Origin of the sequence: Yersinia mollaretii ATCC 43969 (genome assembly GCF_013282725.1) — a bacterium.
In the GTDB taxonomy this organism is placed as follows: domain Bacteria; phylum Pseudomonadota; class Gammaproteobacteria; order Enterobacterales; family Enterobacteriaceae; genus Yersinia; species Yersinia mollaretii.
In genome coordinates this window covers 2,192,078-2,216,026 of record NZ_CP054043.1, presented here as the reverse complement: position 1 = coordinate 2,216,026, position 23,949 = coordinate 2,192,078, and the positions used below count along the sequence as shown (strand labels likewise).

Below are 23,949 nucleotides of genomic sequence, written 5' to 3'. Positions count from 1 at the left end.
AGGAAAGCATCATTGATTCGTCCTCGGGTCAAAGATCTGATACAGCATGTCAGAGAGTAAATTCAGTGAAACGAAGATCAGCCCCACCAGCAAGACACAGCCCATCACCGCATTCATATCACCGAGCAATAGACTGCCGGTCAGATAGGAGCCAAAACCGGGCCACGAGAAGACAGTTTCGATCAGTACCGCGCCCTCCAGCAGTGAGCCGTAAGCCAGCGCCACCACCGTCAATAATTGCACCAGAATATTGCGGAACGCATGGCCCCACAGCACCTGAAACTCGGATAAGCCCTTCACTTTGGCGGTGATGATGTACTCCTGCGACAACTGCGCCAGCATAAAACTGCGGGTCATGCGGCTGATATAGGCCAGTGAGTGGAAGCCGAGAATAGTGGCTGGCAGCACCAGATGATTGAGTGCGCTGCGGAAAACCTCCCACTCCCCCGCCAGCGCCGAGTCAATCAGCAGTAGGCCCGTGCGGCGATCCACCAGACCGTCATAGGCCATATCCACCCGCCCCGCCCCACCGACCCAGTTTAGCCAGGCATAGAACACCAGCAGCCCCATCATGCCCACCCAGAAAATGGGGGTTGAGTAGCCCGCCAGACTGATAAAGCGCACCACATAGTCAGCAAATTTGCCGCGCCGCGCCGCCGCCATCACACCCAGTGGAATACCCAGCCCCGCACCCACCAAAATCGCCATGGTCGCAAGCTCTATGGTGGCAGGGAAGACGCGGATGATGTCATCCACCACCGGCCGCCCGGTCAGCAAGGCATTGCCGAGATCACCGTGGATCAGCGAGTTAAAATAGATAAAGAATTGTGTCCATAGCGGCTTATCCAGCCCCAGTTGCAGGTAAACCTGCTGATAGGTGCTTTGATCCGCATCCTGACCGACAATCGCCAGCACCGGGTCAATCGGCATCACCCGACCAATAATAAAAGTCAGAATCAATAAGCCAAATAAGGTCACCGCCACTTGCAAAAGGCGCTTTGATAAACGCCGTGCAACACCATGTGGAGCAAACCAGTCTGAAACCTTCATGCTATCCTCCCGAGACGGGCAAGGCACACCCTGCCCTGCCCCTTAGGTTGCGTGCAGTGAATTATCGCTGCTTATAGACCTGTAGCAGACGGGTGGTGGTGGACGGATGCGGCACGTAATCCATCACGTCTTTGCGCACCACCACAGAATCAACCATCTGTGAGATCGGCAAAATAGCGGGATAGAGCGCGTCATAGCGCTCCTGAACTTCGATATACATCTGCTTTTGCTTGGCCGGATCTTTCTCGATTAACGCGTTATCAATCAAATCGTTAAGTTGTTTATCGTAGAAAGAGGTGCGCCAGCCCTGAAAGTTGGTCAGCTTGGCGGCATCACTGTTATCTGGGTTATAGGCAATGGAGCGCAGGCTAGAGTGAGGATGGGGGTCAACGCCACCGCCCCCCCGACCAACCAGCATGTCGAATTGACGATCGCGCATCGCGCCATACACCTGATTGCCGGTGCCAGTCAGAATTTTGGCTTGAATCCCTGCCTGTGCCAGTGTGGATTGCACGGAAGTCGCCACATTGATAAATGGCGGATCAGAGAGCACGCGCAGTGTGGTGGTGAACCCCTCTGGGTAGCCCGCTTCGGCTAACAGCGCCTTGGCTTTTGCCACATCCAATGTATAGCCCGGATCCGGCAGAGTGACCTCCATCCCTTTCTGAATCGGGCGCTGATGGAAAATCCCGTAGCCCGGCATGATGGTGCTATTGATCCCAGCATAATCAATCAGATAGCGCACCGCCTCGCGCACTTTCGGATTGGCGAAATGCGGCTCTTTCAGACTCATGGCGACATAGTAAATCGTGCCGCGTTGGACTTCATCGACCTTGATCTCTGGGTTAGTTTTCAGCGCATTGATATCCGGCACCGACATGCCGCTGGCAATATCAATATCGCCTTTTTCGATCATTAACCGCAGCGCTTGTGACTCGGTCATATGGCGGAATATCGCCCGCTTGATCTTGGCATCCCCCTGCCAGTAGTTCTCTACTCGGCTCATGCGCAGGACATCTTTTGCCTGCCAGACATCCAGCTTGAAGGGGCCAGAACCCGCCTCGTTAGTGGTCAGCCAACCATTGCCCCAGTCGCCATTTTTCTCATGCTGCATCACGGTGGCGCGATCCAGAATCGAACCACTGCCCAAGGTGCCCAGTGAGTAGATCACCAGTTTCGGGTCAGTGGGTTTAGGCAGTTCTATCTCCACGGTTAACGGGTCTTTAGCGCGGATCAGTTGCTCGACGTTCTCGGCAGTGAAACCGTAGGATTTCCACGTGGTGGCTTGCGCCAGATTGAGGTGCATCAGGCGATTCATCGACCAAGCAAAATCGGCCGCCGTCACCGGATTGCCGGAGTGGAACTTCATTCCGTCACGCAAGGTAAAGGTAATTAACTTGCCGTCATCACTGATGTTCCATGCGGTAGCTGCACCGGGCAGCACTTTGCTCGGCGTGTGTGGGTCTAGCTCCACCAGTGAGTCATACAGATTAACAATGATAGAAACCGCATCATTGCCGGTCATTGCCGCCGGATCGAGAGACAGCAGGTTATTCATATTCATGCCAACAATCAGTTGGTCATCGGGCGTTTTAGCCACACTGACGCCAGCCGACGTCAGGGTGACCATTAGGGTAAGGAGGAGTGTTCTAACTACTATTGATGTTCTAACTGCTATTGATGTTCTAACTGTTATTATCGCGTTCATGGACCATCTCCGGTAAGAAAAGGCTAGATCTGAATGCTTATTTTTATAATTGATACAATGGGTTAAAAGTGAACCGTATGGGTTAAGAGTGAATAGTATGGGCTTCGATATAGTCGAAATTAATATCCTCACCCAAGCCCGGACGGGTTGGCAGTGAGACATAACCTTCACTGTCCATCGGGTCGATAATGCTATTGAGGTAAGCGGCAGGTTCATCGTAATCGAGGAACGGATGCAGTAGCCCGCGCTCATACCAACGGCAATTGCGGATCGCCCCGACCACCGCCAAATTAGGTGCGCCATTGCCGTGGATCTCGCAATCCATGCCGAAAGATTCCGCCAAATGTGCCACTTTCAAGCACGGAGTAATGCCGCCTACCCCTTGAACGCCAGCGCGGAGAATGTCGCAAGCCCCCGCTTTCACCCAGTCGGCGCGGCTAAAGTATTTACCCGCCAGACTTTCAGGCCCAATGATGTCAATCTGTAGGTTCTCCCGCAGCCAACAATAGGAAGCCATGCTCTGCTCCTCCATCGGCTCTTCAAACCAGCTAAAATTCAGCTTTTGCAACTCGCGGCCAATATAGAGTGCGTCGCTGCGGCTGTACCAGTGGTAGCCATCAAGCATCAACGCGATATCTGGCCCCACCGCTTCGCGCACGGCGGCACAAGCACGGACATCCATTTGTGGACTCGGCGCAAAGGAGACCGGCGGCATCCAAGTATGCAGCTTGATCCCTTTGTAGCCTCTGGCGACCAGTTGCTCGGCAAAGCGCGCATACTCGTCGGGCGTGGATAAGCCATCCGCCAACTCATCACCACACATGGTGCTGCCATAGGCCAACACTTTGTCGCGATAGCCACCGAGTAACTTATAAACCGGCTGGCCCAGCTTGCGGCCCAACAGATCCCAGATCGCTTGCTCGGCAATTGCCAGCGCTCGATCAGTGAGCTGGTTGGCGCTCCCCCGCTGCCAATGCACCAAATCATTCCACAGCCGCTCACGGTCAAAGGGGTTCTGCCCAATCAGCACTTTTTTAAAGAAACTGTTGATAATGTGCGGGCGAATGACTTCAGGGGGCGCAAAGGCATAACCACAATCGCCCTCATCGGTGGTCAAGGTCAGCATCGCCATTTTGGCCTGCGACTCTTCGCCGGGATGCGAATGCCCTGCGGTATCGGAAACACGCCGGGTGGGATAAGAAAAAACGGTTACATCTACTGAGATTATTTTCACCTGATTACCTGCCTTTAATGTTCATCTCGTTTTCAATCGAAACTGGGGTCGCTTCGCGACTGAGGTTGTTGACAAAATGCCAGCGGCGGTGAAAACAGGCGGATCGTAAAGACGCCGTATTCCCTTCGTAAGAATAAGCGTCCCTGATGGCTCGAGCCGCGCCCTCCCTGGCGCGGACGCTTTACTCTTCCGACTGTCCTCACCGTTTAAGATCGCGTCATCAGGGTTTGTCATTAGTCTGGGCCGCTTCGCGACTGTTATCTGACTCAATCACCCTTGTCCCTCGGCGCGAAAACACTAATCCCTTATTTTTAATAATGATTTAATTGCATCAAATAGTAGAACATTGGATCTTTTAAAATGGAATGTTATTTCACTTATTCAGTATTGAAGATAACCATCGAATAGTCATTAGGAAAATCGCTGCAAAAGCAGCAGAAAAGGCGAGGTTTTTTAGGCAAATGCCCAGTTTATTGTGAGCCATATCACGATGAAATCGAGGGAGAGTGTCATACATCACAAAATTGGGGCGAACAGCACCGAGCAGCAGATAACGTTGCACGGCAGGGGATTTGTTACATTTTCTCTTACTATAGGTTAAATGGAATTGATTGCCATCCGTAATCAATCACTGCAAAATCTGTGGCGCAGAAGGAGCCACACTGCTTACTATTTATCCGTCTATGGAAGATTCTCTAATGATGAAAAAGTCTCTAATCACCACTTTGGTCTTAACCGCTATCGCCGCCTCCCCACTCTCTACCTCGGCACAAACCAAACTGACGGAACAGCAGGTTGCCGCTATCGTCAATGACACCCTTAAGCCATTGATTGAAAAGCAAGATATTCCCGGTATGGCCGTCGCTGTATTTTATGACGGAAAACCCCAATTTTTTAACTACGGCGTAGCGGATATCAAAGCAGGCACTCCCGTGACTGAAAATACGCTGTTTGAACTCGGTTCGGTGAGTAAGACCTTTACCGGCGTTGCCGGGGAATATGCCATGCAAACAGGGATCATGAACCTGAATGATCCCGTGACGGATTACGCCCCTGAGCTGACGGGGAGTCAGTGGAAAGCGGTGAAAATGTTGCATCTGGCGACCTACACGGCGGGCGGGCTTCCTCTTCAACTGCCTGATTCGGTTACCGACCAGAAATCACTATGGCAATATTATCAACAGTGGCAACCCGAGTGGGCACCGGGGGAGATGCGAAATTACTCCAATGCCAGCATTGGCTTATTCGGTGCGCTGGCGGTAAAAAGAAGTCAGTTAACCTTCGAAGAGTACATGAAGAAGAGTGTGTTCCAGCCTTTAAAACTGAATCATACTTTTATCACTGTCCCTGAATCGATGCTGCCAAACTATGCGTGGGGATATAAAGAGGGTCAGCCGATGCGCGTCACCTTGGGCATGTTGGGTGAGGAAGCCTATGGCGTGAAATCCACCACCAAAGATATGGTGAGATTTATGCAGGCCAATATGAACCCAGAGAGCCTGCCTGTCGAAAACGATAAGCTAAAGCAAGCGCTTATCGCGGCCCAGTCTCGCTATTTCCAAGCGGGAGAGATATTCCAAGGCTTGGGCTGGGAAATGTATAACTGGCCTATCGACCCACAGCGGGTTATTGCCGACAGTGGCAATGATGTCGCACTGAAACCACGTAAAGCAAAGGAGTTGCTCCCGCCACCTCCTGCGGTACGCGCATCTTGGGTGCATAAGACCGGGGCGACCAATGGCTTTGGAGCTTATATTGTTTTCATCCCAGAGCAGAATATTGGCATCGTAATGTTAGCTAACAAAAACTACCCCAATCCTGTCCGTGTACAAGCGGCCTATAATATCCTTCAGGCACTGCGTTAAGCGTTTTCGGTACTGACCTCTTTATCGCCGATTAAGCAGGTCTATCCCCCACCTAAAATCAACACCAGCTTTCGGGCTGGTTTTGATCATTATGGATACCGTCTTAGGATATAAGCCCTATTTTTATCGAGCAATAATCCTAAAATATAAAATGCATAGATAAATGGATTCAATCTAACGATACAATCAGATTAGAACTATAAAAAAGGAGAGGGCAAATGGATATTGGGTTAAGTGCGCGAGAAAGAAATAATAATTACTTTTATGCAATGGCAAAAATAGATGCAGATAAATTAATCAATATTTCAAGAAGAGTCTCTTTTAATAACATACAGGATGCATTCTTGAGGAGTCGCTTTGAGAGTGATGTAAAAGAGTTCGCAGAAAGAAACCTGACTTTTATTCGCAGTGCGAAAACAGACAACGAATGTAAGGAAGGGATAGATAACTTGAAAATGGAGTGCTATCACCTTTCAAGTCAAGACAGTATGCTGTCATTAAAGCAAGCAAAAGTGTATATATCCGCCAAAATTGAAGAGCATGACAAAGTTATTGGCTATGTTATTGACGGAATAGCAGTGGTTTTAGGTGGTATGCAGGTAGTGGCCGGTTTGGGTATCATTGCTGGCTCAATAGCAACAGGGAATGTTGTTGGGACTATTATCGGTGTTCATTTAATATTAAATGGTGCCAGTAGCTCAATTGCAGGTGTAGAAAGACTGAAAGGCAATGAGAATGCCATAGACTTTATGCAGGATGCTTATATGGGGACAGCTGAATTCTTGGGGTTTGAACGAAAAACAGGAATGCTGGCCTACTATGCGGCGGATTTGAGCACCTCTTTCTATGGCGTCATTAAATTATCGTTAAAAGCTGACGTATGGAGACTGTATAGATACTTACCTGCTGATTATTACAGAAAAATAAATAGCATGGGAAGACCTGCCCTTGCGATACAAGGGATTAAGGCTACAAATAAATTAAGGGTTATCGGTAGCACATATTTAGATGATAATTCAGAATACGAAAAAAATAGTCAACTAAGGAGGGTCACTCCTCCTTGTTTAGATACCGGTATGATTTCCATGCCAAATTCATTGGTATTATATAATAAGTAGCATACAAGCTAAAAATCATGACAATAAGGTAACTTGATGTTTCACTGACTGAATATTTGAGGATGAAAACAATCAAAACAATAAGAAAAATCGCACAAATCAAACATCCAGCCCAAAAACGTTTCTTTAAATCTTTGAGTAAACTCAAATAAGTCTCTTTTGGCTCCTCATCACGCGAAATAATTTTCCGCATGTGCTCAATATTCTTGGCGGTAAAGCCGTTTTCTAACAGTTTTTTTTCCATTTCTAATTCTGTCACCGCATTATCTCCCTATTTTTTGCGCGCTGATATTCTATCTTTATAGGGGAGTGACGTCTAATTTATATTTATTCTAATGCCCCGCCCTGCTCTTTCCCTGTATGTTGGGTTTACCAGCAAAGAGCTAAGTCGCCAGCAATTGTAAATCCTCGATGTAAACAGTTAAGCGACAAGAGAGTCGTTATTCAATGACATCTGCTGATAAAGGGGGGTACTATTTCCCCCCTAATTATCCTACAAACGCTTTTATAAAAAGAACAGGAATGAAAATGAAGAAGTTATCTCTGGGAATCATGATCGTGGTGTTAATCGGTAGCCAGCCTGTATTGGCTAAAAGCTGGCAGGAAATTAAGCAGAGTGGGGAGTTACGCATTGGTGTGCCCGGCGATTATGCCCCTTTGGCCTTCCACGATAAGCAGGGCCAATTAGTGGGTTATGATGTTGATATGGCAAAGTCTCTGGCTGATAGCCTGAAGCTTAATGTCACATTTGTAGCCACAAGCTGGCCAACACTGTCGGACGATCTGGTGGCCGATAAATTTGATATTGCCATGGGCGGCGTGACAGAGACTCCGGGCCGCGCAGCACAATTTGCCCTATCCAGCGCCGTGGTCAAGAACGGTAAAATTGCCCTCGCCAACTGCCAGCAAGCCAAAAAATTCCCAACGCTGGCGGCTATTGATCGCGAAGCGGTAAAAGTCATTGTGAATCCCGGCGGCACCAACCAATCCTTTGTCGATGCCAATATCAAGAAAGCACAGATTATCCGCACCAAAGATAATGTCGCCAATTTGCAGGGTGTCCGAGATCAAAGCGCAGATATTATGTTTACCGACTTGATCGAGGGGGATTACTACCAAAGTAAAGAGCCGGGCATATTTTGTGTCGCCACACCGGAAATATTACCCGGCACCGGCAGCTACAAAGTCTATATGATGGCAAAAGATAACCAACCGCTGCTCGATGAGGTCAACCAATGGCTGACTGGCGAGACAAAATCCACTCTGGCGCATAAGTGGAATATCTCTGAGTAGGGTGAAATTGAGTATTTTGGTCTTTAGCTCAAAATGTTCCGGAGAGCCGCATATTGGAAATAACGACGATGCGGCATCTAAGCTTATTATGCAGCAGCAGACTCGTTAATTTCGATACTGCCGATATGCAGACCGGCCGTTGCCATAATAGAAACCAGCTTATCAATACTGAAAAGCTGGATTTTACCGTGCATCAGTTCAGAAACTCGAGGCTGAGTGATTCCGAGTGCATTGGCTGCTTCTGCTGGGGTAAGCCCTTTCCGTGCGATCCAAGCATTCAAAGCTTGAATCAACATTGAGCGCACTTTCATGTTCTCAGCTTGCTCAGGTGTTTCGCTGATGGCATCCCATACACTGTCAAAAGTCTGAATATTCATTTATTCCTCTCCTGAATGAGTGTTCTAAACCGCACCTTTGCCAAAGCCACGTCTTTTTTACTGGTAGTTTGCGTTTTCTTCTGAAAGCAATGGAGTACATAAACTGCTTCTTCAAATTTAGCCACATACATCACACGGTAAGTACCGTTTTTATCCCTGATACGAATCTCTTTCACACCGAAACCTACCGCTGTAAAAGGTTTCCAATCATCAGGCTCTAACTCATGCTGCACTTTGTCGAGCTGATAGCCAGCATCCTTTCTAGCGTCGTCAGGAAATTGGCGTAAGTCATCCAAACTACTCTCCACAAAGCTGATCGGTTTGGTCATTCCCTGTCCATATTATACGTTTTTACGTATAATACATACTGCCTTTTTTATCTAACCCAGACCAAGCAAAAAAAGGAGATTTCAGATCGCCCTCCCAAAGTTCCCTCGGTGACCCACCGCCCCTCATGGCTGACCATTTCCACTGAATGGAAAGCCAAGATCTATCAGTGCCAGACTTACGCCGTTAACCCACCATCAAGCACCAGTGTCTGGCCGGTCATGTAGCGGCTATCATCGCCAATCATAAAGGCGCTGACGCGGGCGACCTCTTGCACGTCACCTAAACGCCGAAGCGGGATCTGTTTACGCAGCCCTTTTAAGGCATCGGCAGGCATGGCGCGCGTCATGTCGCTGTCGATGATCCCCGGCAGCAGGCAGTTAACGCGAATATTAAAGCGCCCCATCTCCAGCGCCAGTGAGCGGCCAAGGCCAATCATCGCCGCCTTACTGGCCCCGTAGGCGCTCTGCCCGATATTGCCTTTGATGGCAGTGACCGAGGACATCAGCAGTACTGCGCCTTCGCCCTGCATCATCATCTGCGGCAATAGATGTTTATTCCAGTAGAAGACCGCGTTCAGATTGGTGTCCAGCACACTGCGCCAGTTATCGCCATTTTGCTGAATGTGCAAACTGTCACCGGTAATGCCCGCATTATGAATTACCGCTCCCGGCGGGCCATATTTCTCCAGCAGCAGCGGGGCCAATTGGTCAACATCCGCTTCGTTGCTGCCATCACAGCGGTAACTGGTCACTGAGCCGGGTAGTCCTTCGCAGCTTTTTATCACTTCGCTGCTCTGTTGCTCACCGCTACGCCAGGTAAAAACCACATCCCACTCTTTAGCCAGCTCTTCGACCAAGGCGCGGCCAATGCCGCGACTACCGCCCGTTATGAATACCCATTTCCTGCTCATAATATTATTTCTTCTGCTCGGCCAACTTCTGGCAAAGCTCTCCTAATGTCATATCTGGGTTTTCCATAAACATCTCGGCACTCAGCGTGGCACCGAATTCGCGCTTTGCCAGCACCATCAGTTCGACGTAATCCAGACTGTCGAGTTTCAGTTGATGCAGCGACATTTCTGGCGACAGATCCGACATTTCCAGATCTTTGGCGTCACACAGCATTTCGCAAACGGTGTCATAAACGTGTTGATACTTTTCCATGGTCTTATCCTTTAATTAGTTCGCGGCCACTGGCCACGTTTTTAATGTTACGGCGGTGGTGATCAGAGGTCCGGCATCTGACCGGGCCTGAATCGCAGTGCGCAATACCCAGCCATCTTCGGCATTGCCGATGATTAACGTCGGTTCAATGGCATATTGCAGCGCGCTACGGACAAATAAATGCGGGTTGGTGCGCAGTAAATCCGCACTGAAATGCACGTCATGGTGCGTCTGGATAACCGGCACATGTTTGAAAACATCAATCAAGGTGTCAGCCTCAATCCCCGGCAACACCTGTTTAGCGCTTGCCAAGGTTTCAGGGGCGGCCACTAACAACTTAAACAGCAGCGCGTCGAAAAATCCCCAGCACTCAGCGGGTTCTGATGCATTACCGGGGAATTGCTGGCTGAGCTGATGGACATTTTCCGCCGATAGCGAATGCCAGTGATCACTCTCCACCATTGCCAGCGTCGGCCCGCTGCGTAATTTGCTGTTAAAGCAGCTTTCGCCAGTGCCAATATCCAACAGACTGCCGCTGACCTGCCCCACCGCCTCACTGAGTTGCAGCTGATAGGCCGTGTGACAGAGCACCGGTTGGCGTAAGCGGGCATTAAAGCGCAGAAAATCCGCCTTCGGCATCACCGGCAATAGCGCCGCACTGAGCTGATATTTGATATCCAGCATGGCGCGCATACCGTGGACCGTCAGTTGCTGCTGACCCAGACGCTGCGCATGTTGCAGATCAAAATGGATCGGGTTGTCATCGCCGGAGAATTTAGCCCAGCGCTCAGCATCGCTGAGCGTGTAGTTAAAGATCATGCTCAATCCAGCCCGATAACCAGTGCCGCATTCGCCCCGCCAAAGCCGAAGCTGAGGTTGAGTGTATTGCGCAAGGCTTTTGGCCGATGCCCTTCGCTGATGTAATCCAGATCGCACTGCGGATCCGCGTTTTTCAGATTGCAGGTCGCCGGCATGATCTGATGCTCAAGAGCTTGCAGGCAGATAATCGACTCAAAGCTGCCCGCCGCCGCAATCAAATGGCCGGAGTAGGATTTGGTACTGGAGAGTGGCGTGGTATAGGCTGCATCCCCAAATGCCTGCTTGATGGATTGAGTTTCATTCAGATCGTTAAGCTGAGTCGAGGTGCCGTGCAGGTTAACGTAATCAATCTCTTCGGCACTCAAACCCGCCTGCTGCAAGGCGTGGCGGATGGTTTTCACGCGCGCCACACGATCTTCTGCTGGTGCGGTAAAGTCGAAAGCATCGGAGTAGTTGCCGTAGCCTTTGATCTCGCCGAGGATAGTCGCGCCACGGGCAATCGCCCCTTCGCGCTCTTCGAGGCACAATACGGCTGCGCCTTCAGAGAGCACAAAACCGTTTCTGTCCAAGCTGAATGGGCAGCTGGCTTTGGTGACATCCTCTTGCTCGCGCGCCAGTGCGCCTAGAATGTCGATATTCCACACCGCCGCATCACTGCGCAGGGATTCACCCGCCCCGGCCAGCATCATGGATGCACGACCACTGCGAATAATTTCAAATGCATCACCAATGGCAATCGTTCCGGTGGCGCAAGCGGCGATCGGTGAGTTCTGATAACCGCGCAATCCCCAGTACAAGCTACAGGCGGCGGTACCGGCATTCGGCATGGACAGGAAGCAGCCGAAAGGGGTGCCCAGCCCAGTTTCCAGATAGCCTTCGTAGTTATCATGGGTCTCATCTTGCCCGGCCCAGCCGCTGCCGATGATGGTGCCGCAGTCCAGCAAATCATAATAGGCTTCAGGCGATTGCTCGCCGAACGCCATCCCCATGGCCTCTCGCGCTGCTGCCAGTGCCAGTCGGGCATAGCGTGGTAGGCGGCGGCGAATGGCCGCAGGGACCGATTTCAGATTGGGTTCAGCGTCAAGTAAGCCAAAAAAGCGCGACTTAATGCCTTGCTCAGACTTATCGTAATAACGGTAACCCAATTGGTAATCCATAATGGCGGCCCAGCTCTCTTTGGCTGTCATGCCCATCGGGGTCACGCTGCCGTAACCTGTTACCACTACCCGGCGCTGCTTTTCTGTCTTCGTCATGATTTAGTTCCTTTACTGTCCTTACTGTTATCAACTTCACTGTTCACCACGCCACCGCCGAGGGCTAGCCACAATTTCATGGTGGCATTCAGGTAGTTATATTGAAGTTCGAGTAAACTGGTTTCACTGGCGAGCAGGGCATCCTGCGCGTCCAGCAAGGTCTGAAATGAGATGGCACCCGCCTGATATTGACTGTTAGTCAGACTCAACCGACGTTGGCTGAGTTGCAGGTTCTGCCACTGATTCTGTTTCTGTTTCTGGTAACTCAGCCGCTGGGTCATGGCGTCATCCACATCTTTGAGCGCGCTGTAAACCTTGCGGCGAAAATCGACGGCGGCCAGTTGCACCTCCACCTTCGACTGGTCGATGGTGAGCTGCACGGTATTCCACTGTAAGAAAGGCAACGCGCCGCTGGCACTTAAGGTGCGGCTCGGGTTGCTAAACCACTGTGAGAACACCGCACTTCCGGCATCCAGCGTGGCACCCAGTGAAAGTGTTGGGTAGAAATTCAGTTTAGCCACATCCGATCCGGCCAAAGCGGCACGCAAGCGCCACTCGGCGGCCTGCACATCGGGCCGTTGGGCAATCACCTGTAGCGGCAAGCTTTCAGCTATCGGTACTTGCTGCTGAAGATCCAATGAGTTGCGTTCTGCCTGACGATAATCAGGCGCGCGGTTAAACAGCAGTGCCATGGCATTACGTGCTGCTTCCCGCTGCTGTTCGAGATTCTGCTGCTGGTTTTGGCGATCCAATAATGTCTGCTGCGCCTGCAACAGCTCAATCTCACTGGCATCCCCTGCCGCCTGACGTGATTGCACCATCTTTAGAGTGTCTTGCGAGATAGCCAATGCCGCCTGTTGATAGCTCAACTGCTGATTGAATTTGGCAATCTGCCAATAGAGATCCGCCGTGGTGCCAATCATCGAGAGCGCAGTCTCTTGGCGATCCTGTTCAGTGGCATTCACTAGCCACGCCGATTGTTCACGGGCGCGGGCCAGTTTGCCCCACAGATCCAGCTCGTAGCTCAAGCCCAGCGAGGTGCTGTAATTCTCTCGCGGTTCGGTATTTTCATTCAGCGAACGCGTGTTACTGCCCCCGCCCGTCAATGTGACATTCGGGGTCATATTGGTATTGGTCAGCCCTGCGGTAAGCCGCGCTTGCTGTAACTTCAGCCCAGCCGCCGCCAGATCGTTATTGCTGACCAACATGCGGTTGATGTTGTCAGTGAGTTGCGGATCATCGAAATTCTCCCACCAGTGCACACTGTGCTTCAGGTAGCCGCCGCCACTCTCTTTCACTCGCCATTCGTCAGGCACCGACAACATTGGCCGCTGATAATCACTTTTCAGCAGCGAGCCACAACCGGTGAGCAGCAGGGTGATAAGCCCGGCATTAATTAATTTATTCATTCTCGAGCCAGCGCCTCGGTCGGATGCAAACGGGCGGCATTGCGAGCGGGGAAAAAACCAAATCCCAGCCCGATAAGTGCAGAGAAACCGCAAGCCAGCGCCAACGGCTGCCAAGTAAAAATCATGGTGAAGGTCTGTGTCACCCACGAGAAAACCACCCCAGCCAGTGCGGATCCAGCAATGCCAATCAAACCGCCGAGGGTGCAGATCACTACCGCTTCAATTAGGAACTGGAGCATGATGTCACTCTGCCGTGCGCCCACTGATAGGCGAATGCCGATTTCGTGGGTGCGCTCGGTCACTGACACCAGCATGATATTCATCACGCCCACCCCGCCGACCAGCAGCGAAATAGCGGCGATGGCAGTGATCAGTAGCGTCATCGAATCAGAGGTTTTCTGGATGGCTTTGCTCATCTCATCATTGCTCAGAATAAAAAAGTCGCGCTGACGATGGGCCTGATCCAGCAGCACCTCGACCTGACGTTGCGCCGCATTCAGCTCGTAACCGTCGCGCACCCGCAGGGTGATTGACTCCAGCGGAATATCGCCGGAGATGCGCTCCGTCAGCGAGGTGTAGGGCATCCACGCGCTGAGTAATCCACCGAATTGCATCCCTGCGCGCTTAGCCACCCCGACCACCCGTAACGGAATACCGTCGAGTTGCACAATCTCGCCAATCGGGTTCTGCCCGCCCGCAAATAGGGTGTCACTGAGTTCCGGTTGCAGGATCACCACCGGCTCACGGGTGCTGACATGGTTGGGGTTAAACCCCGCGCCGTTGATAAAACTCAGCCCCTCCGCCTGAAAGAAGCCGCTGCCGACGCCCGCCAGATTGACCATCACTTTTTTCTCGCCACGTACTGCGCTCACCATTTTGCTGACCACCGGTGACAAGCTATCGACGTAAGGCTGCTGACTGAGTAACTCAACATCCGCCTGCGTGAGGGAGCGCTCCAGATCCGGGCGCGGTTTGTCCCAGCCCAATCCGGGGCGAATATCCAGTGTGCTCGTTCCTAGCTGGCTGATTTCGCTGAGGATCTCTTGGCGTGCCCCCTCTCCCACGGCCATCGAGGAGACCACTGAGGAGATGCCGATAATAATGCCCAGCATCGATAAAAAGGCGCGGATGCGGTGCCCAAGCAGTGAGCGCCACGCCATTTTGATCGCCTCTCTGACACTCAACCACCAGTGGGGGCGGCCAGTGGCCACGGTAGCGGGTAACGCCGCATGAACGGCGGCACTCTCGGCCACATCGTTTTGGCGATCGGCGATAATCTCGCCGTCACTGATCTCAATGATGCGCTGGGCCTGATTAGCAACATTGCGATCGTGGGTCACGATAATAATGGTGTGGCCGGACTGATGCAGGCCATGCAAAATCCCCATCAACTCCTGCCCGCTGGCGCGATCCAGCGCCCCCGTCGGCTCATCCGCCAGAATAATGCCCGCGCCATTCATCAGTGCGCGCGCAATACTCACCCGCTGCTGTTGTCCGCCGGAGAGCTGCGCCGGTTTGTGCAACAGGTGCTGGCCCAGCCCCAAACGGCGCAACAGGTAAACGGCACGTTCTTGGCGCTCGGCGGCGGTCATCGCGGTGTAGAGTGCCGGAATAACCACGTTTTCGCTGGCGGTTAAGTAGGGCATCAGGTGGTAGCGCTGAAAAATAAAACCGATGTACTGGCTTCTTAATTGCGCCAGTTGTTCACTGCTGGCTTCACCTGTCGGGATGTTATGAATCGACATCTCGCCCTGTGTCGGCTTATCCAGACAGCCGATTATGTTCATCAGTGTCGATTTGCCCGAACCCGATGCACCGATGATCGCCACCATTTCGCCGCTGTGAATCGACAGTGAGATGTTCTTCAGCACCGCGACAGACTGTGCGCCAGATGCAAAGTGGCGATAAATGCCCTTAAGCTGGATCAGCGGACGCGACTCAGCATCAGCCGTGTCAACATCAGCTATGCCAACATGAGTCGTGTTATGGCTCATTGGCCGCCCCTGCTGGCGCAGCCATTAGCACCACCTGATCGCCCTGCGCTAATCCCTCTTTCACTTCGGCATATTGACCATTACGCAGGCCAAGGGAGACCCAGCGGATCGCGGTCTGTTTGCCGTTGATCACCTGCACTCGATAGCGCTGATCCGGCTGCTGTTCACCCAGTGCGGACAAAGGTACCCGCAGCACATTCTTCGCCTGCGCGGTGATAATAAACACTTGCGCCGTCATTGAGGTGCGCAACAGCCGCTCGCGGTTGGCGATGTTAAACATGCCGTTGTAATAGATGGCGGAGGGCTGCTGGTTGGCCTGCTGTCCGGCATTATCTTCACGTAAACTCTCCGCCGAAGCTTCCTGAATGGCATCCATTTGGCTGTCGTAACGGCGCTCAGGATTGGCCACCACATAGAACCATAGCGGCTGCCCGACACTGACTTTGAGAATATCAGTTTCGGAAATACGGGTGTGTACCGTCATGGTATCGACATTCGCCAAGACCAAAATCGTCGGTGCACTTTGTGAGGAGACAATGGTCTGCCCCTCTTTGGTGACGATGCCCAGCACTTCACCATCAATGGGTGCCATGATGCGGGTAAAGGCCAAATTAGCTTTGGCGGTCTCCATCGCCGTTTGGCTCTGCACAATCAAGGCGTCATTCACACGTACCTGCGCCACTTGGCTCTCATATTGCGCCTGCGCTTTCTCCAGTGTGCTCTGCATACCGGAGCCTTCTTTGATCAAAGTCTGCTGGCGGCGAAGTTCCAGTGAGTATTGGCGCAACAGTGCCTGCGCGGCCTGCTTCTGCGCCTGCGCACTCTCTAATTCAGCCCCGGTTTTACGCAATTCGTTCTGCTGTAGCGTGGGGTCGATTTCTGCCAGCAATTGGCCTCGGGTCACGCGGTCACCCTGCTTCACATAAAGCTTGGTTAGCTGCCCGTTGACCTGCGCACCGACATTGACCTGCAATGAGGGTTTTAAGCTGCCGGTTGCCATGACATTATTTTCAATATCACCGCGACCAATGATTTCAGTCACGGGGGCCGCATCTTGCTGGCTATCCGATAACCACAGCGCCACCCCACCGCCAATCACCAACAGTAGGGTGATCAGCAGCAGAAGTGATAAACGTCGAGTCCTGCTCGTCATGTTGATACGCATCAGTTAACCGCCGCAGGGGTGAGGTGATGGGCTGTCACCGACTGAGAAAAACGCACCAGTTGGCCGTCGTTCAAGCGGAAAACCCGGTCAAACATCGGCAACACGCTCTCACTGTGGGTCACGGTGATCAGCGTTTTCTGGTATTCACGGCAATGGGCCAATAAGGTCTGCATCACCTGATGAGCAGTCTCTTCATCCAGATTGGCCGTGGGTTCATCCAGCACCAAAACCGGGCAATCGCTGTACATCGCGCGGGCCAGTAATAACCGTTGGCGCTGTCCCAAAGAGAGCGCGGCATGACTTTCACGCACCAGCGCACTGAGGCCGCCCGGTAATTTGTCGATGACCGAGGTGAGTTGCAACCCTTGCAGGGAGCGCTCAATACGCTGGCGCTTCTCGGCATCCAACTGCCCATCAAACAGGGTGATATTTTGCAGTACCGAGGCGTTGAACAGGATGTCCTCCTGACTTTGCAGGAAGAACAGCGCGTGGGCCTGCTGAAAATCAACCGGCTCGCCATCCACCAACACCTGCCCTTGCTGTGGCGGCATCAAACCGGCCATCACTTTCAGCAAGGTACTTTTCCCGGCACCGGACTCGCCGATGATCGCCACACTCTGCCCACGGGTCAGTGACAGCGACAAATCGCGCAGGACCGGCTGGCTGGCATCGTAGGCAAAACGGATATTCTGGTACTCCAACTGGCGGGTAAACGCTGGGATCGCCGGAGGGATCACCGAGCTGTTTTCAGGCGGCGTCGGCTGCCCGGCCGGGAACAGATCGCGAGCACGAATATCAATCACATGCAGTTGGTTTTTCTGCAAGATCGCATAGAAAATCTTGGTGATATACGAGGTGAAAATTTCGCGTACAAAGCTGTAAGCAAAAAACTCGCCCAGACTGAGTGTTCCCTGCTTCAACATCGGCAGCGCCAGCAGCATAAAGAACACCATTTCGAGGCTGCCGATCAGCTGATAAAGGCTGTTTTTGACCTGATCGTAGATTTTTTTCTTCTGTAATGCGCTGAACAGTGACAGCGCCAGCCCGGCAAACACCCCTTGGCGTTGGCTGGCTAAACCAGCAGATTTGATGGTCGAGAAGCCCTGAATGGTCTCAAGAATGAAATCACTCTGCTCAGCGCCTTTGACCTGCAACTGCTGGGTGTAATAGCGGTCGCGGTAGATGGCCCAAATACTGATAAGTCCCATCAGCATCACGCCAACCGCAGAGACCATCGCCAGTAGCGGACTCATGTAGCACATCACCGCCAGCGCAATCGCGCCAATAATCCAGTCGGTGCGCAGGCCGTTATCCAGCTCAATTTTTTGGGTGGCGGCCATTTGCCAGTTCGAGAAGCGGCTAAAGATGTCACCGGGCGCGCGCTTATCAAAAAAGTTAAGCGAATGGCTGAGCAAGCGGGCAAAACCCGCGACGCTATTGAGCACCACAAATTGCTTGATGTAGCGCTCGGTGATGTAGCGCACACAAAAAGCGAGTGAGGTGGAGACCACAAAGGCCAGCAAAAAATAGAAATAGGGGAAATCTTTATCACCCACCGAGGAGAAGACGTCATTGATCGCGCTGCTGACCATGGTCGGCATGATAAAAAGCGTCAGCGAGATCAAAAACGCCAAGGTCATCAGCCAGTAGATGCCACGCACACTCGCGGTCTCTTTCAGGCTCATGCAGTCGAGCGCGCTGAGCCGCTTGCTGTGCTCCATCTTCTTCACGGCATCAGGATCGGCGGGGGTTTCAGGGTCCAACACCAGCGCATAGCCGCTGATCTCGGCTTTTAGCGCATCCATCGGCAACAACTGCTGCCCGATCGCCGGATTCATCACACAGACGTAGTTACCTTTACGGTAAGCGAGCAGCACATAGTGGTTAGCACCGTAATGCAAGATAGCCGGCAACGGGATGGCCGACAGCTCTTGATGTTCAAATACCACCGGGTAAGCCGGGATCGCCAGCTCAGACAAAATAGTGCACAACGTGGCCAGTGAGGTGCCATGCTGTGAGGCAGGATAGCGCTCCCGCAAGCTTTCCAAGGGCGCGTTGATGCCTTGCGTCTGGGCCAGCATCGAGATACAGGCCAAGCCGCATTCATTGGTTTCGCTTTGAAAAACTTGTGTCGGGATTATCTTTTCCATTGTCTACTATTCTTGATGAGTGACTTTATTCATTAATAAAAAATAACGAATGCGAGTGCCATAACAGCCAATCTTGTGGATGCTGCGTCATTGATGTTTCAATCAATTCGGGTAATTGTTTTTTCACTTCTCGCGCGCTAAGTGCAGGGTAAATATGAATTTTTATCCCTTTGTCGTAATACAGGTAATAAAAAACCACCTGCGCCGACAGTGCTCTGGCGATGCGAATAATGCCGCTGTGTAAATTGGCGGGTCGGTTAAACAGTTGGCAGGACATTTTGGCCGTTTCCGCCATCTGGTTATTGACGGTGTAATCAGGCGTAATATCCGGAAAAACAATGATATTTCGCTTATGCTCAGCCGCTTCCATAATGGCATCCATCAGGTTACCGGCAATCGCGCGGCTATCAGCATGAATGGAGCAGTAAGAGATATTCACTCCGCCCATTTGCCGCGCCTGCTCCTCATACACCTCGGCGCTGGCCGAAACCACCACCGTCGCCTGCCCCGGATAAGCCCCTGCACCGACCATGCCCGCCAGCACATCAGAGACCATGTGCAGTGGCGCTAAAACAACCGCCGAGCCGGCATCGTGCAGTGCGCTGACATGACTGTCCAACTGCTGAGTACAGGCGGCCAACTGTGCTAAAACGCGCCGACTCTGCCCATAAGTTGCCGCCAACTCCAGCACCTGACGCCGTTGTGCGGTGCGGATAAAACTCCGTGCCGACGGGCTGTTTTTGCCCCCCAACAAACATTGGCTATTGGCTGCCGCCACCCGCGCCAGATTCTTCTGCCGCCGTGACACCAAACCGAAAGCCCGGCGCAAAGCGCCGAGCATCAGTAAGAAGCGATAATCACCGTACCGTAATAGCCAGATAGCCAGTTGGGCCTGCCAGCGAATGAGTGCTCGCCCGCTGAATGCCAGCTTATCCAGCTGATTTCTCCAGGCGAAATAACTCCATACGGCTAGCAGTCTCATTATTTCTCCAGCGCCTTATCGTGTTCGAGGAGTGATAAGAGGTGATCGGAGAACGCAGGGAATTCACGATCCTGTAACGCGATCCATTTCTTGCCGACAATAAAGGTCGGGGTGGCATCAATTTTGTAGTGCGCCGTGACGGCCGTCATATAGGCGATCAGCGCTTTAGCTTCCGCTGACTGGCTCGCTTGCTGATATTTGGCGACATCAATGCCATTGGCTTTTAACCAGTTCTCAAGTTGGCTGTTATCACTAAAATCGACGTTATCTTCGAGTACCGCTTTGTAGGCACTTTGGCGGTGCTGCGACTCAATGCCCATCACCGATAATGTGGCAAACATCGGGGCGAAGCGCCCTAATCCGCTGGTTCTATCACTGCTAATATGCAGGCGGATAAAGCGGCTGCCCTCTGGCATGCGCTTTTCTAACTGAGCGACATTCTCTTCGTTGATGGCGCAGTAGTGGCAACCGTAAGAGAAGATCTCAATAATTGTTTTGTCGTCTTTGATCGGGCTGTTGGCGATTTCACCGTCGCTGACAGAAAACAGCGTTTCCTGTGTGTCCTGATTAAGCACGAAATAGTGGAAACAGGCTGTTGTTATCAGTGAAGAAATAAGGATAACCAACAGTGTGTAACCGATAAAAAATCCCTTATTTCTAAATATACTGTTTTTTATCGACATCTCGTTTTTGATAGACATAAAGGTGTATTCACATTCAGGGTTCAGGTAAAGACATAAACAAATGTTAAATCACATTTATGCCCACTTAAAAACGTATTGTTTAACATTCAGTTAATGCGAAAATTCTTGAATCTTAAAATCAATTTCGTATTAATCAAATTAAAGCAGGCAAGCACAGTTATTCACCCTGTGCTTGCCAAGGTATCGTTAAATATCAAGATAAGTTAACAGATACTTAAACTGACTTCTTATTTGCAGTTAGCAACATTAGAAGGTGCAACAGTACGGCTAGTCACTTTACCGTGTTTGTCAGTACAAGTAGTGATTGCCTGACAAGTTAAAGTGGTGCTACCAGTCAACCACTCGTAAGTATCTTTACAAGTAACACCAGTACCGCCAACGATTGTATTGGCATCAGCCATATTCATTTTTTTCATGATAAATTCCTTAAAGAGAAAATAAAAAGTTACAGCCTATTATTTAATAGCCCATTGAAGTATGCGTTTTTAGTTATAGATTTAAACCTTAATAATCCACCACCAAAACACAGTGGATTTATACTATATTAACGCAACAAATTACAACCTAAAAACAACATTTATTTATTTTAAAATAATATATAAATAAATGCCGAGAGAGTTCGCTGCTATATTTAAATAACAGTAAAACATCTCTATTTATGAATATTAAAATAGCGTTTTTAAAACGCTATTTTATCTTCATAATAATCATGCACTCAGATTAAAGTGCATATTATTTTCTATTTAGAGGTATGACATAATCACAACTCCACTGCCGCTAAATGTTCCCGCGTCAGGTAATCCTACCGAATGCAGTGTTGATTCAATCGGGAAGGCGTTATTCCCCGCATTAGGAGTTACCGTGACACCGTTGGTGCTGGCAAGGTCTTGCCCAGCCACTTTCAATGTCGACGTCAGGTTCCCATTTTGTCCAAGGTTGATACTTTTACCACCCACCAGTGTCAATATCACTGAGGTTCTGAGGGTGCAATTAATGTTCAGTGGCTCACTTTTTATAGCACCATCAACCGCTTGCTGACTCAGTGAGCCATAGTTGATATTGACATCACCCGTAATCTCACAGGTTTCTGGTGTAGGAGGAACCGCGCCGCAGTAGGAACCAGGAATAACCCTACCAGTGGTATTCCCGTCATTTGCCCCTTGCCAATACATCACGCCAAAACAGCTACCCACAGCACGTAATGGATCAAGTGTCACCGTGGCCCAATCCTTTGAAACTCCATTTTTAGCCACAAAAGCGGTTCTCATCATCTCCGCCGTCGCCCCCTGAGGGACAATAACGCGCGTCAAAGCACTCGATGGGTTACCACATATTTCGGCATTGGGTGCTGTCGAGTAGTGACATATTGCTACAGAGCAAGATGCAGCAGTACAAAGTACCCCCTGCATCTCCTCGCTCGGCCAAGAAAATGTCCCTTGATATTGATTTCCCACGCGCGTTTGGGTCGAAACCCAGGCACTGGCTTGACTATAGAGCGGCAATAAGAACAGCACGCAAGCTATTAGCCAGAAATATCCATTATTGGATCGCATATTAGGCTGTTCCATCTGTTTAAGTTCCATTGTCCTATCAGCATTGGTGCTGTTGATAATAAGTTTCCGTAGTAACACATTGGTATTGAAATAAATCAGGCGGGGTAATTCACCGCTCAATAGTATTGCAAGCTAAAGGTGGCAACAGCATTAAACTCACCGCGCTTAATTGTGCGCTGAGTAATCGCCTCTGGCTCACCCTGAACATAGGCTTTCAACGTAATAATATTGCTATCCGCATTAAGCGAAATATCTTCACTGGCTTGGTCAAGTGGTAAAGCTCTACCCGCCAATGTTTCGATACCAATGCCGATACCCATCTCGGTATCAGTGACCGCTAATAACCCCGGTAATTTAAGGTTGTTATTACCGGTAAACATGATTTTGGCGGTATTACCCAAGCTGATATCACAATCAACCAGATGAATTTGAAATTGCTTACCTAAAGTACGTTGATTCGAATACAGGTATTTATCGACCACCGTACCAAAGTTCAAGCTAATTGCTTCGTCGCCGGGGCGTATTGTGCAAGGCTCGGCAACTAATGCGCCGTGAAAGCGCATATTATCCACGGCCCATGTCGGCATAGCCCCAAAAATAGTCAGCATCAAAATGCTAAAAATAATTCGGTCAGGGCGTATCAGTAGATTTAAATTAGCCATCATTTGATCCTATTGATAATCCACTAATAATGTAGCGGTGGCCTCAAAGGCACCTTCAGTTAATGTCGCACCCGGCGCTTGAACCGGCACCGCCTGAAGCACTGGCGGGTTATGATTGTCATAGGCAACACGCGTATTCAGGGTAAAAGCGGTGCCGTTTTTCAGGATTCGAATACCCAGATCCGGGGTGTCTGTTTGGACCGCTGCGGGATCAAAGGTGGTCACTGACCCGGTAATGATCGTCAGGCCCAATGCCGAACCGCCCACAGGCGTATCACAGATAACGGTGTAAGGCACATTCTGGGTGTAATTGATGCCATTAATCTTGTTCACCCCCAGATTCTCCCCGAAAGCCACATCGATGGTGCTCCCCCCGCTGATCACACAAGGTGGAGGATTAATCAATGTGCCCGAAAAAGTCATATTCTCGGCATAGGCCAGTGAGCTACTCAGTGCCAGTACCACCGCAACAGAAATGTGCGATATCAATGCGCTATTTTTCATTATTGATACTCCACAACCATGGTGGCCGCTGCGGTAAAAAGACCGGTCGCCAGCGCAGCACTGGTCTGTTTTATCGGTACAGCCTGCAACACAGGGACAGCCGGATAGGTAAAGTTGAGTGCCGTATTGAGGGCAAATGGCTGCCCACTGTTCATCAATTTGATCCCTAAACCGGTATTGCTGGTTCTTAAGTAGCTGGCATCAAGCGTGGCACCGTCGCCCTTGATACTCATTTTCATGGCATTGGATGCTGCCGCAGTACAGTTCAAGCTATAGTTCACCGGCTTCATGTAATTCACGCCGTCGATACGCGAAGTCAGCAGGTCATCACCAAAATCGACGGTAATCATGCTGTTGCTGTTAATCACACAAGGTGGCGCAGCAAAAATATTGACCGTGACATTGACCGTCGCCACTTTATTCAGCGCCCATGCAGAGCTACTGAATAATGTCGTCGCGCCGATGAAAGCCATCATAACCATCGGTGCCAGCCGGATAGCCGTGTTGTGACAAACTGAGTTGCGACAAATTGAGCTACTAAAAACAACAGTCATCCCATATTCCTTTTTCATCGTTCAGTCTGACATCCGCGCTGTCGGCTCATGTGCTCAGCTAA

23 protein-coding genes and 1 pseudogene are annotated in these 23,949 nt (G+C 50.8%); 3 read left to right on the top strand and 21 right to left on the bottom strand.

Going from position 1 to position 23,949, the window contains the following annotated elements:
• Positions 1-9: 9 nt before the first annotated feature.
• The 3 genes from HRD69_RS09800 to HRD69_RS09790 form a co-directional block, all read right to left on the bottom strand.
• A complete protein-coding gene (locus tag HRD69_RS09800) occupies positions 10-1,050 on the bottom strand; it encodes an ABC transporter permease (RefSeq protein ID WP_032815153.1) in 1,041 nt (346 codons plus the stop codon).
• Between the two features lie 61 nt (positions 1,051-1,111).
• Positions 1,112-2,680, bottom strand: a complete 1,569-nt coding sequence (locus HRD69_RS09795; RefSeq protein ID WP_004876522.1) for an ABC transporter substrate-binding protein — start codon at positions 2,678-2,680, stop codon at positions 1,112-1,114.
• A gap of 160 nt (positions 2,681-2,840) precedes the next feature.
• The gene (locus HRD69_RS09790; RefSeq protein ID WP_032815154.1) at positions 2,841-3,992 is read right to left on the bottom strand and encodes a mandelate racemase family protein; all 1,152 of its coding nucleotides are present in this window, start codon (positions 3,990-3,992) and stop codon (positions 2,841-2,843) included.
• 698 nt (positions 3,993-4,690) lie between these two features.
• On the opposite strand from HRD69_RS09790, the gene ampC reads away from it, so the two are divergent.
• Positions 4,691-5,857 carry a class C beta-lactamase gene (ampC, locus tag HRD69_RS09785; protein ID WP_004874984.1) on the top strand — a complete coding sequence of 389 codons (1,167 nt, stop codon included), beginning with the start codon at positions 4,691-4,693 and terminating at the stop codon, positions 5,855-5,857.
• Positions 5,858-6,312: 455 nt separating this feature from the next.
• Positions 6,313-6,888 (top strand): annotated as a pseudogene (locus HRD69_RS09780) (DUF4225 domain-containing protein); the annotation flags it as partial.
• Positions 6,889-6,907: 19 nt separating this feature from the next.
• On the opposite strand, the gene HRD69_RS20610 reads toward HRD69_RS09780, so the two are convergent.
• Positions 6,908-7,234, bottom strand: coding sequence for a hypothetical protein (locus HRD69_RS20610; protein WP_071984839.1), 327 nt, complete (start codon positions 7,232-7,234; stop codon positions 6,908-6,910).
• A gap of 269 nt (positions 7,235-7,503) precedes the next feature.
• Between HRD69_RS20610 and HRD69_RS09775 the strand changes: the two genes are divergently transcribed.
• A complete protein-coding gene (locus HRD69_RS09775; protein ID WP_032814277.1) occupies positions 7,504-8,268 on the top strand; it encodes a transporter substrate-binding domain-containing protein in 765 nt (254 codons plus the stop codon).
• A gap of 86 nt (positions 8,269-8,354) precedes the next feature.
• Here the strand turns inward: HRD69_RS09775 and HRD69_RS09770 are convergent, their stop codons facing one another.
• The 17 genes from HRD69_RS09770 to HRD69_RS09690 form a co-directional block, all read right to left on the bottom strand.
• A complete protein-coding gene (locus tag HRD69_RS09770) occupies positions 8,355-8,645 on the bottom strand; it encodes a helix-turn-helix domain-containing protein (RefSeq protein ID WP_032814214.1) in 291 nt (96 codons plus the stop codon).
• The gene (locus HRD69_RS09765; RefSeq protein ID WP_004874988.1) at positions 8,642-8,974 is read right to left on the bottom strand and encodes a type II toxin-antitoxin system RelE/ParE family toxin; all 333 of its coding nucleotides are present in this window, start codon (positions 8,972-8,974) and stop codon (positions 8,642-8,644) included. Before HRD69_RS09765 ends, HRD69_RS09770 begins: the two co-directional genes overlap by 4 nt.
• A 176-nt stretch (positions 8,975-9,150) precedes the next feature.
• Positions 9,151-9,885, bottom strand: a complete 735-nt coding sequence (locus tag HRD69_RS09760) for an SDR family NAD(P)-dependent oxidoreductase (protein ID WP_004874989.1) — start codon at positions 9,883-9,885, stop codon at positions 9,151-9,153.
• Between the two features lie 4 nt (positions 9,886-9,889).
• Positions 9,890-10,138, bottom strand: coding sequence for an acyl carrier protein (locus tag HRD69_RS09755; RefSeq protein WP_004874990.1), 249 nt, complete (start codon positions 10,136-10,138; stop codon positions 9,890-9,892).
• A gap of 15 nt (positions 10,139-10,153) precedes the next feature.
• On the bottom strand, positions 10,154-10,957 hold the full coding sequence (locus HRD69_RS09750) for a hotdog family protein (protein WP_004874991.1): 804 nt from the start codon (positions 10,955-10,957) through the stop codon (positions 10,154-10,156).
• Between the two features lie 2 nt (positions 10,958-10,959).
• The gene (locus tag HRD69_RS09745) at positions 10,960-12,210 is read right to left on the bottom strand and encodes a beta-ketoacyl-[acyl-carrier-protein] synthase family protein (protein WP_032814217.1); all 1,251 of its coding nucleotides are present in this window, start codon (positions 12,208-12,210) and stop codon (positions 10,960-10,962) included.
• A complete protein-coding gene (locus HRD69_RS09740) occupies positions 12,207-13,619 on the bottom strand; it encodes an efflux transporter outer membrane subunit (protein WP_032814219.1) in 1,413 nt (470 codons plus the stop codon). Before HRD69_RS09740 ends, HRD69_RS09745 begins: the two co-directional genes overlap by 4 nt.
• Positions 13,616-15,613: an ABC transporter permease gene (locus tag HRD69_RS09735; RefSeq protein ID WP_050413196.1), complete on the bottom strand. Its 1,998-nt coding sequence runs from the start codon at positions 15,611-15,613 to the stop codon at positions 13,616-13,618. Before HRD69_RS09735 ends, HRD69_RS09740 begins: the two co-directional genes overlap by 4 nt.
• Positions 15,603-16,778 carry an efflux RND transporter periplasmic adaptor subunit gene (locus HRD69_RS09730; RefSeq protein WP_032814221.1) on the bottom strand — a complete coding sequence of 392 codons (1,176 nt, stop codon included), beginning with the start codon at positions 16,776-16,778 and terminating at the stop codon, positions 15,603-15,605. Before HRD69_RS09730 ends, HRD69_RS09735 begins: the two co-directional genes overlap by 11 nt.
• Positions 16,778-18,928, bottom strand: coding sequence for a peptidase domain-containing ABC transporter (locus HRD69_RS09725; RefSeq protein ID WP_004874995.1), 2,151 nt, complete (start codon positions 18,926-18,928; stop codon positions 16,778-16,780). Before HRD69_RS09725 ends, HRD69_RS09730 begins: the two co-directional genes overlap by 1 nt.
• 25 nt (positions 18,929-18,953) lie before the next feature.
• Complete coding sequence (locus HRD69_RS09720; RefSeq protein WP_004874996.1) at positions 18,954-19,910, bottom strand: lysophospholipid acyltransferase family protein; 957 nt, start codon at positions 19,908-19,910, stop codon at positions 18,954-18,956.
• Complete coding sequence (locus HRD69_RS09715; RefSeq protein WP_032814282.1) at positions 19,910-20,536, bottom strand: DsbA family protein; 627 nt, start codon at positions 20,534-20,536, stop codon at positions 19,910-19,912. The genes HRD69_RS09720 and HRD69_RS09715 overlap by 1 nt, the downstream gene beginning before the upstream one ends.
• 305 nt (positions 20,537-20,841) lie before the next feature.
• Positions 20,842-21,030, bottom strand: coding sequence for a DUF4762 family protein (locus tag HRD69_RS09710; protein WP_004874997.1), 189 nt, complete (start codon positions 21,028-21,030; stop codon positions 20,842-20,844).
• Between the two features lie 327 nt (positions 21,031-21,357).
• Entirely contained in the window at positions 21,358-22,182 is an 825-nt protein-coding gene (locus HRD69_RS09705) for an MrpH family fimbial adhesin (RefSeq protein ID WP_032814285.1), read from the bottom strand.
• 101 nt (positions 22,183-22,283) lie between these two features.
• Positions 22,284-22,829 carry a fimbrial protein gene (locus tag HRD69_RS09700; protein ID WP_032814223.1) on the bottom strand — a complete coding sequence of 182 codons (546 nt, stop codon included), beginning with the start codon at positions 22,827-22,829 and terminating at the stop codon, positions 22,284-22,286.
• 9 nt (positions 22,830-22,838) lie between these two features.
• Positions 22,839-23,333, bottom strand: coding sequence for a fimbrial protein (locus HRD69_RS09695; protein WP_004875000.1), 495 nt, complete (start codon positions 23,331-23,333; stop codon positions 22,839-22,841).
• Positions 23,333-23,887, bottom strand: coding sequence for a fimbrial protein (locus HRD69_RS09690; protein ID WP_425273791.1), 555 nt, complete (start codon positions 23,885-23,887; stop codon positions 23,333-23,335). The genes HRD69_RS09695 and HRD69_RS09690 overlap by 1 nt, the downstream gene beginning before the upstream one ends.
• Positions 23,888-23,949: the final 62 nt, after the last annotated feature.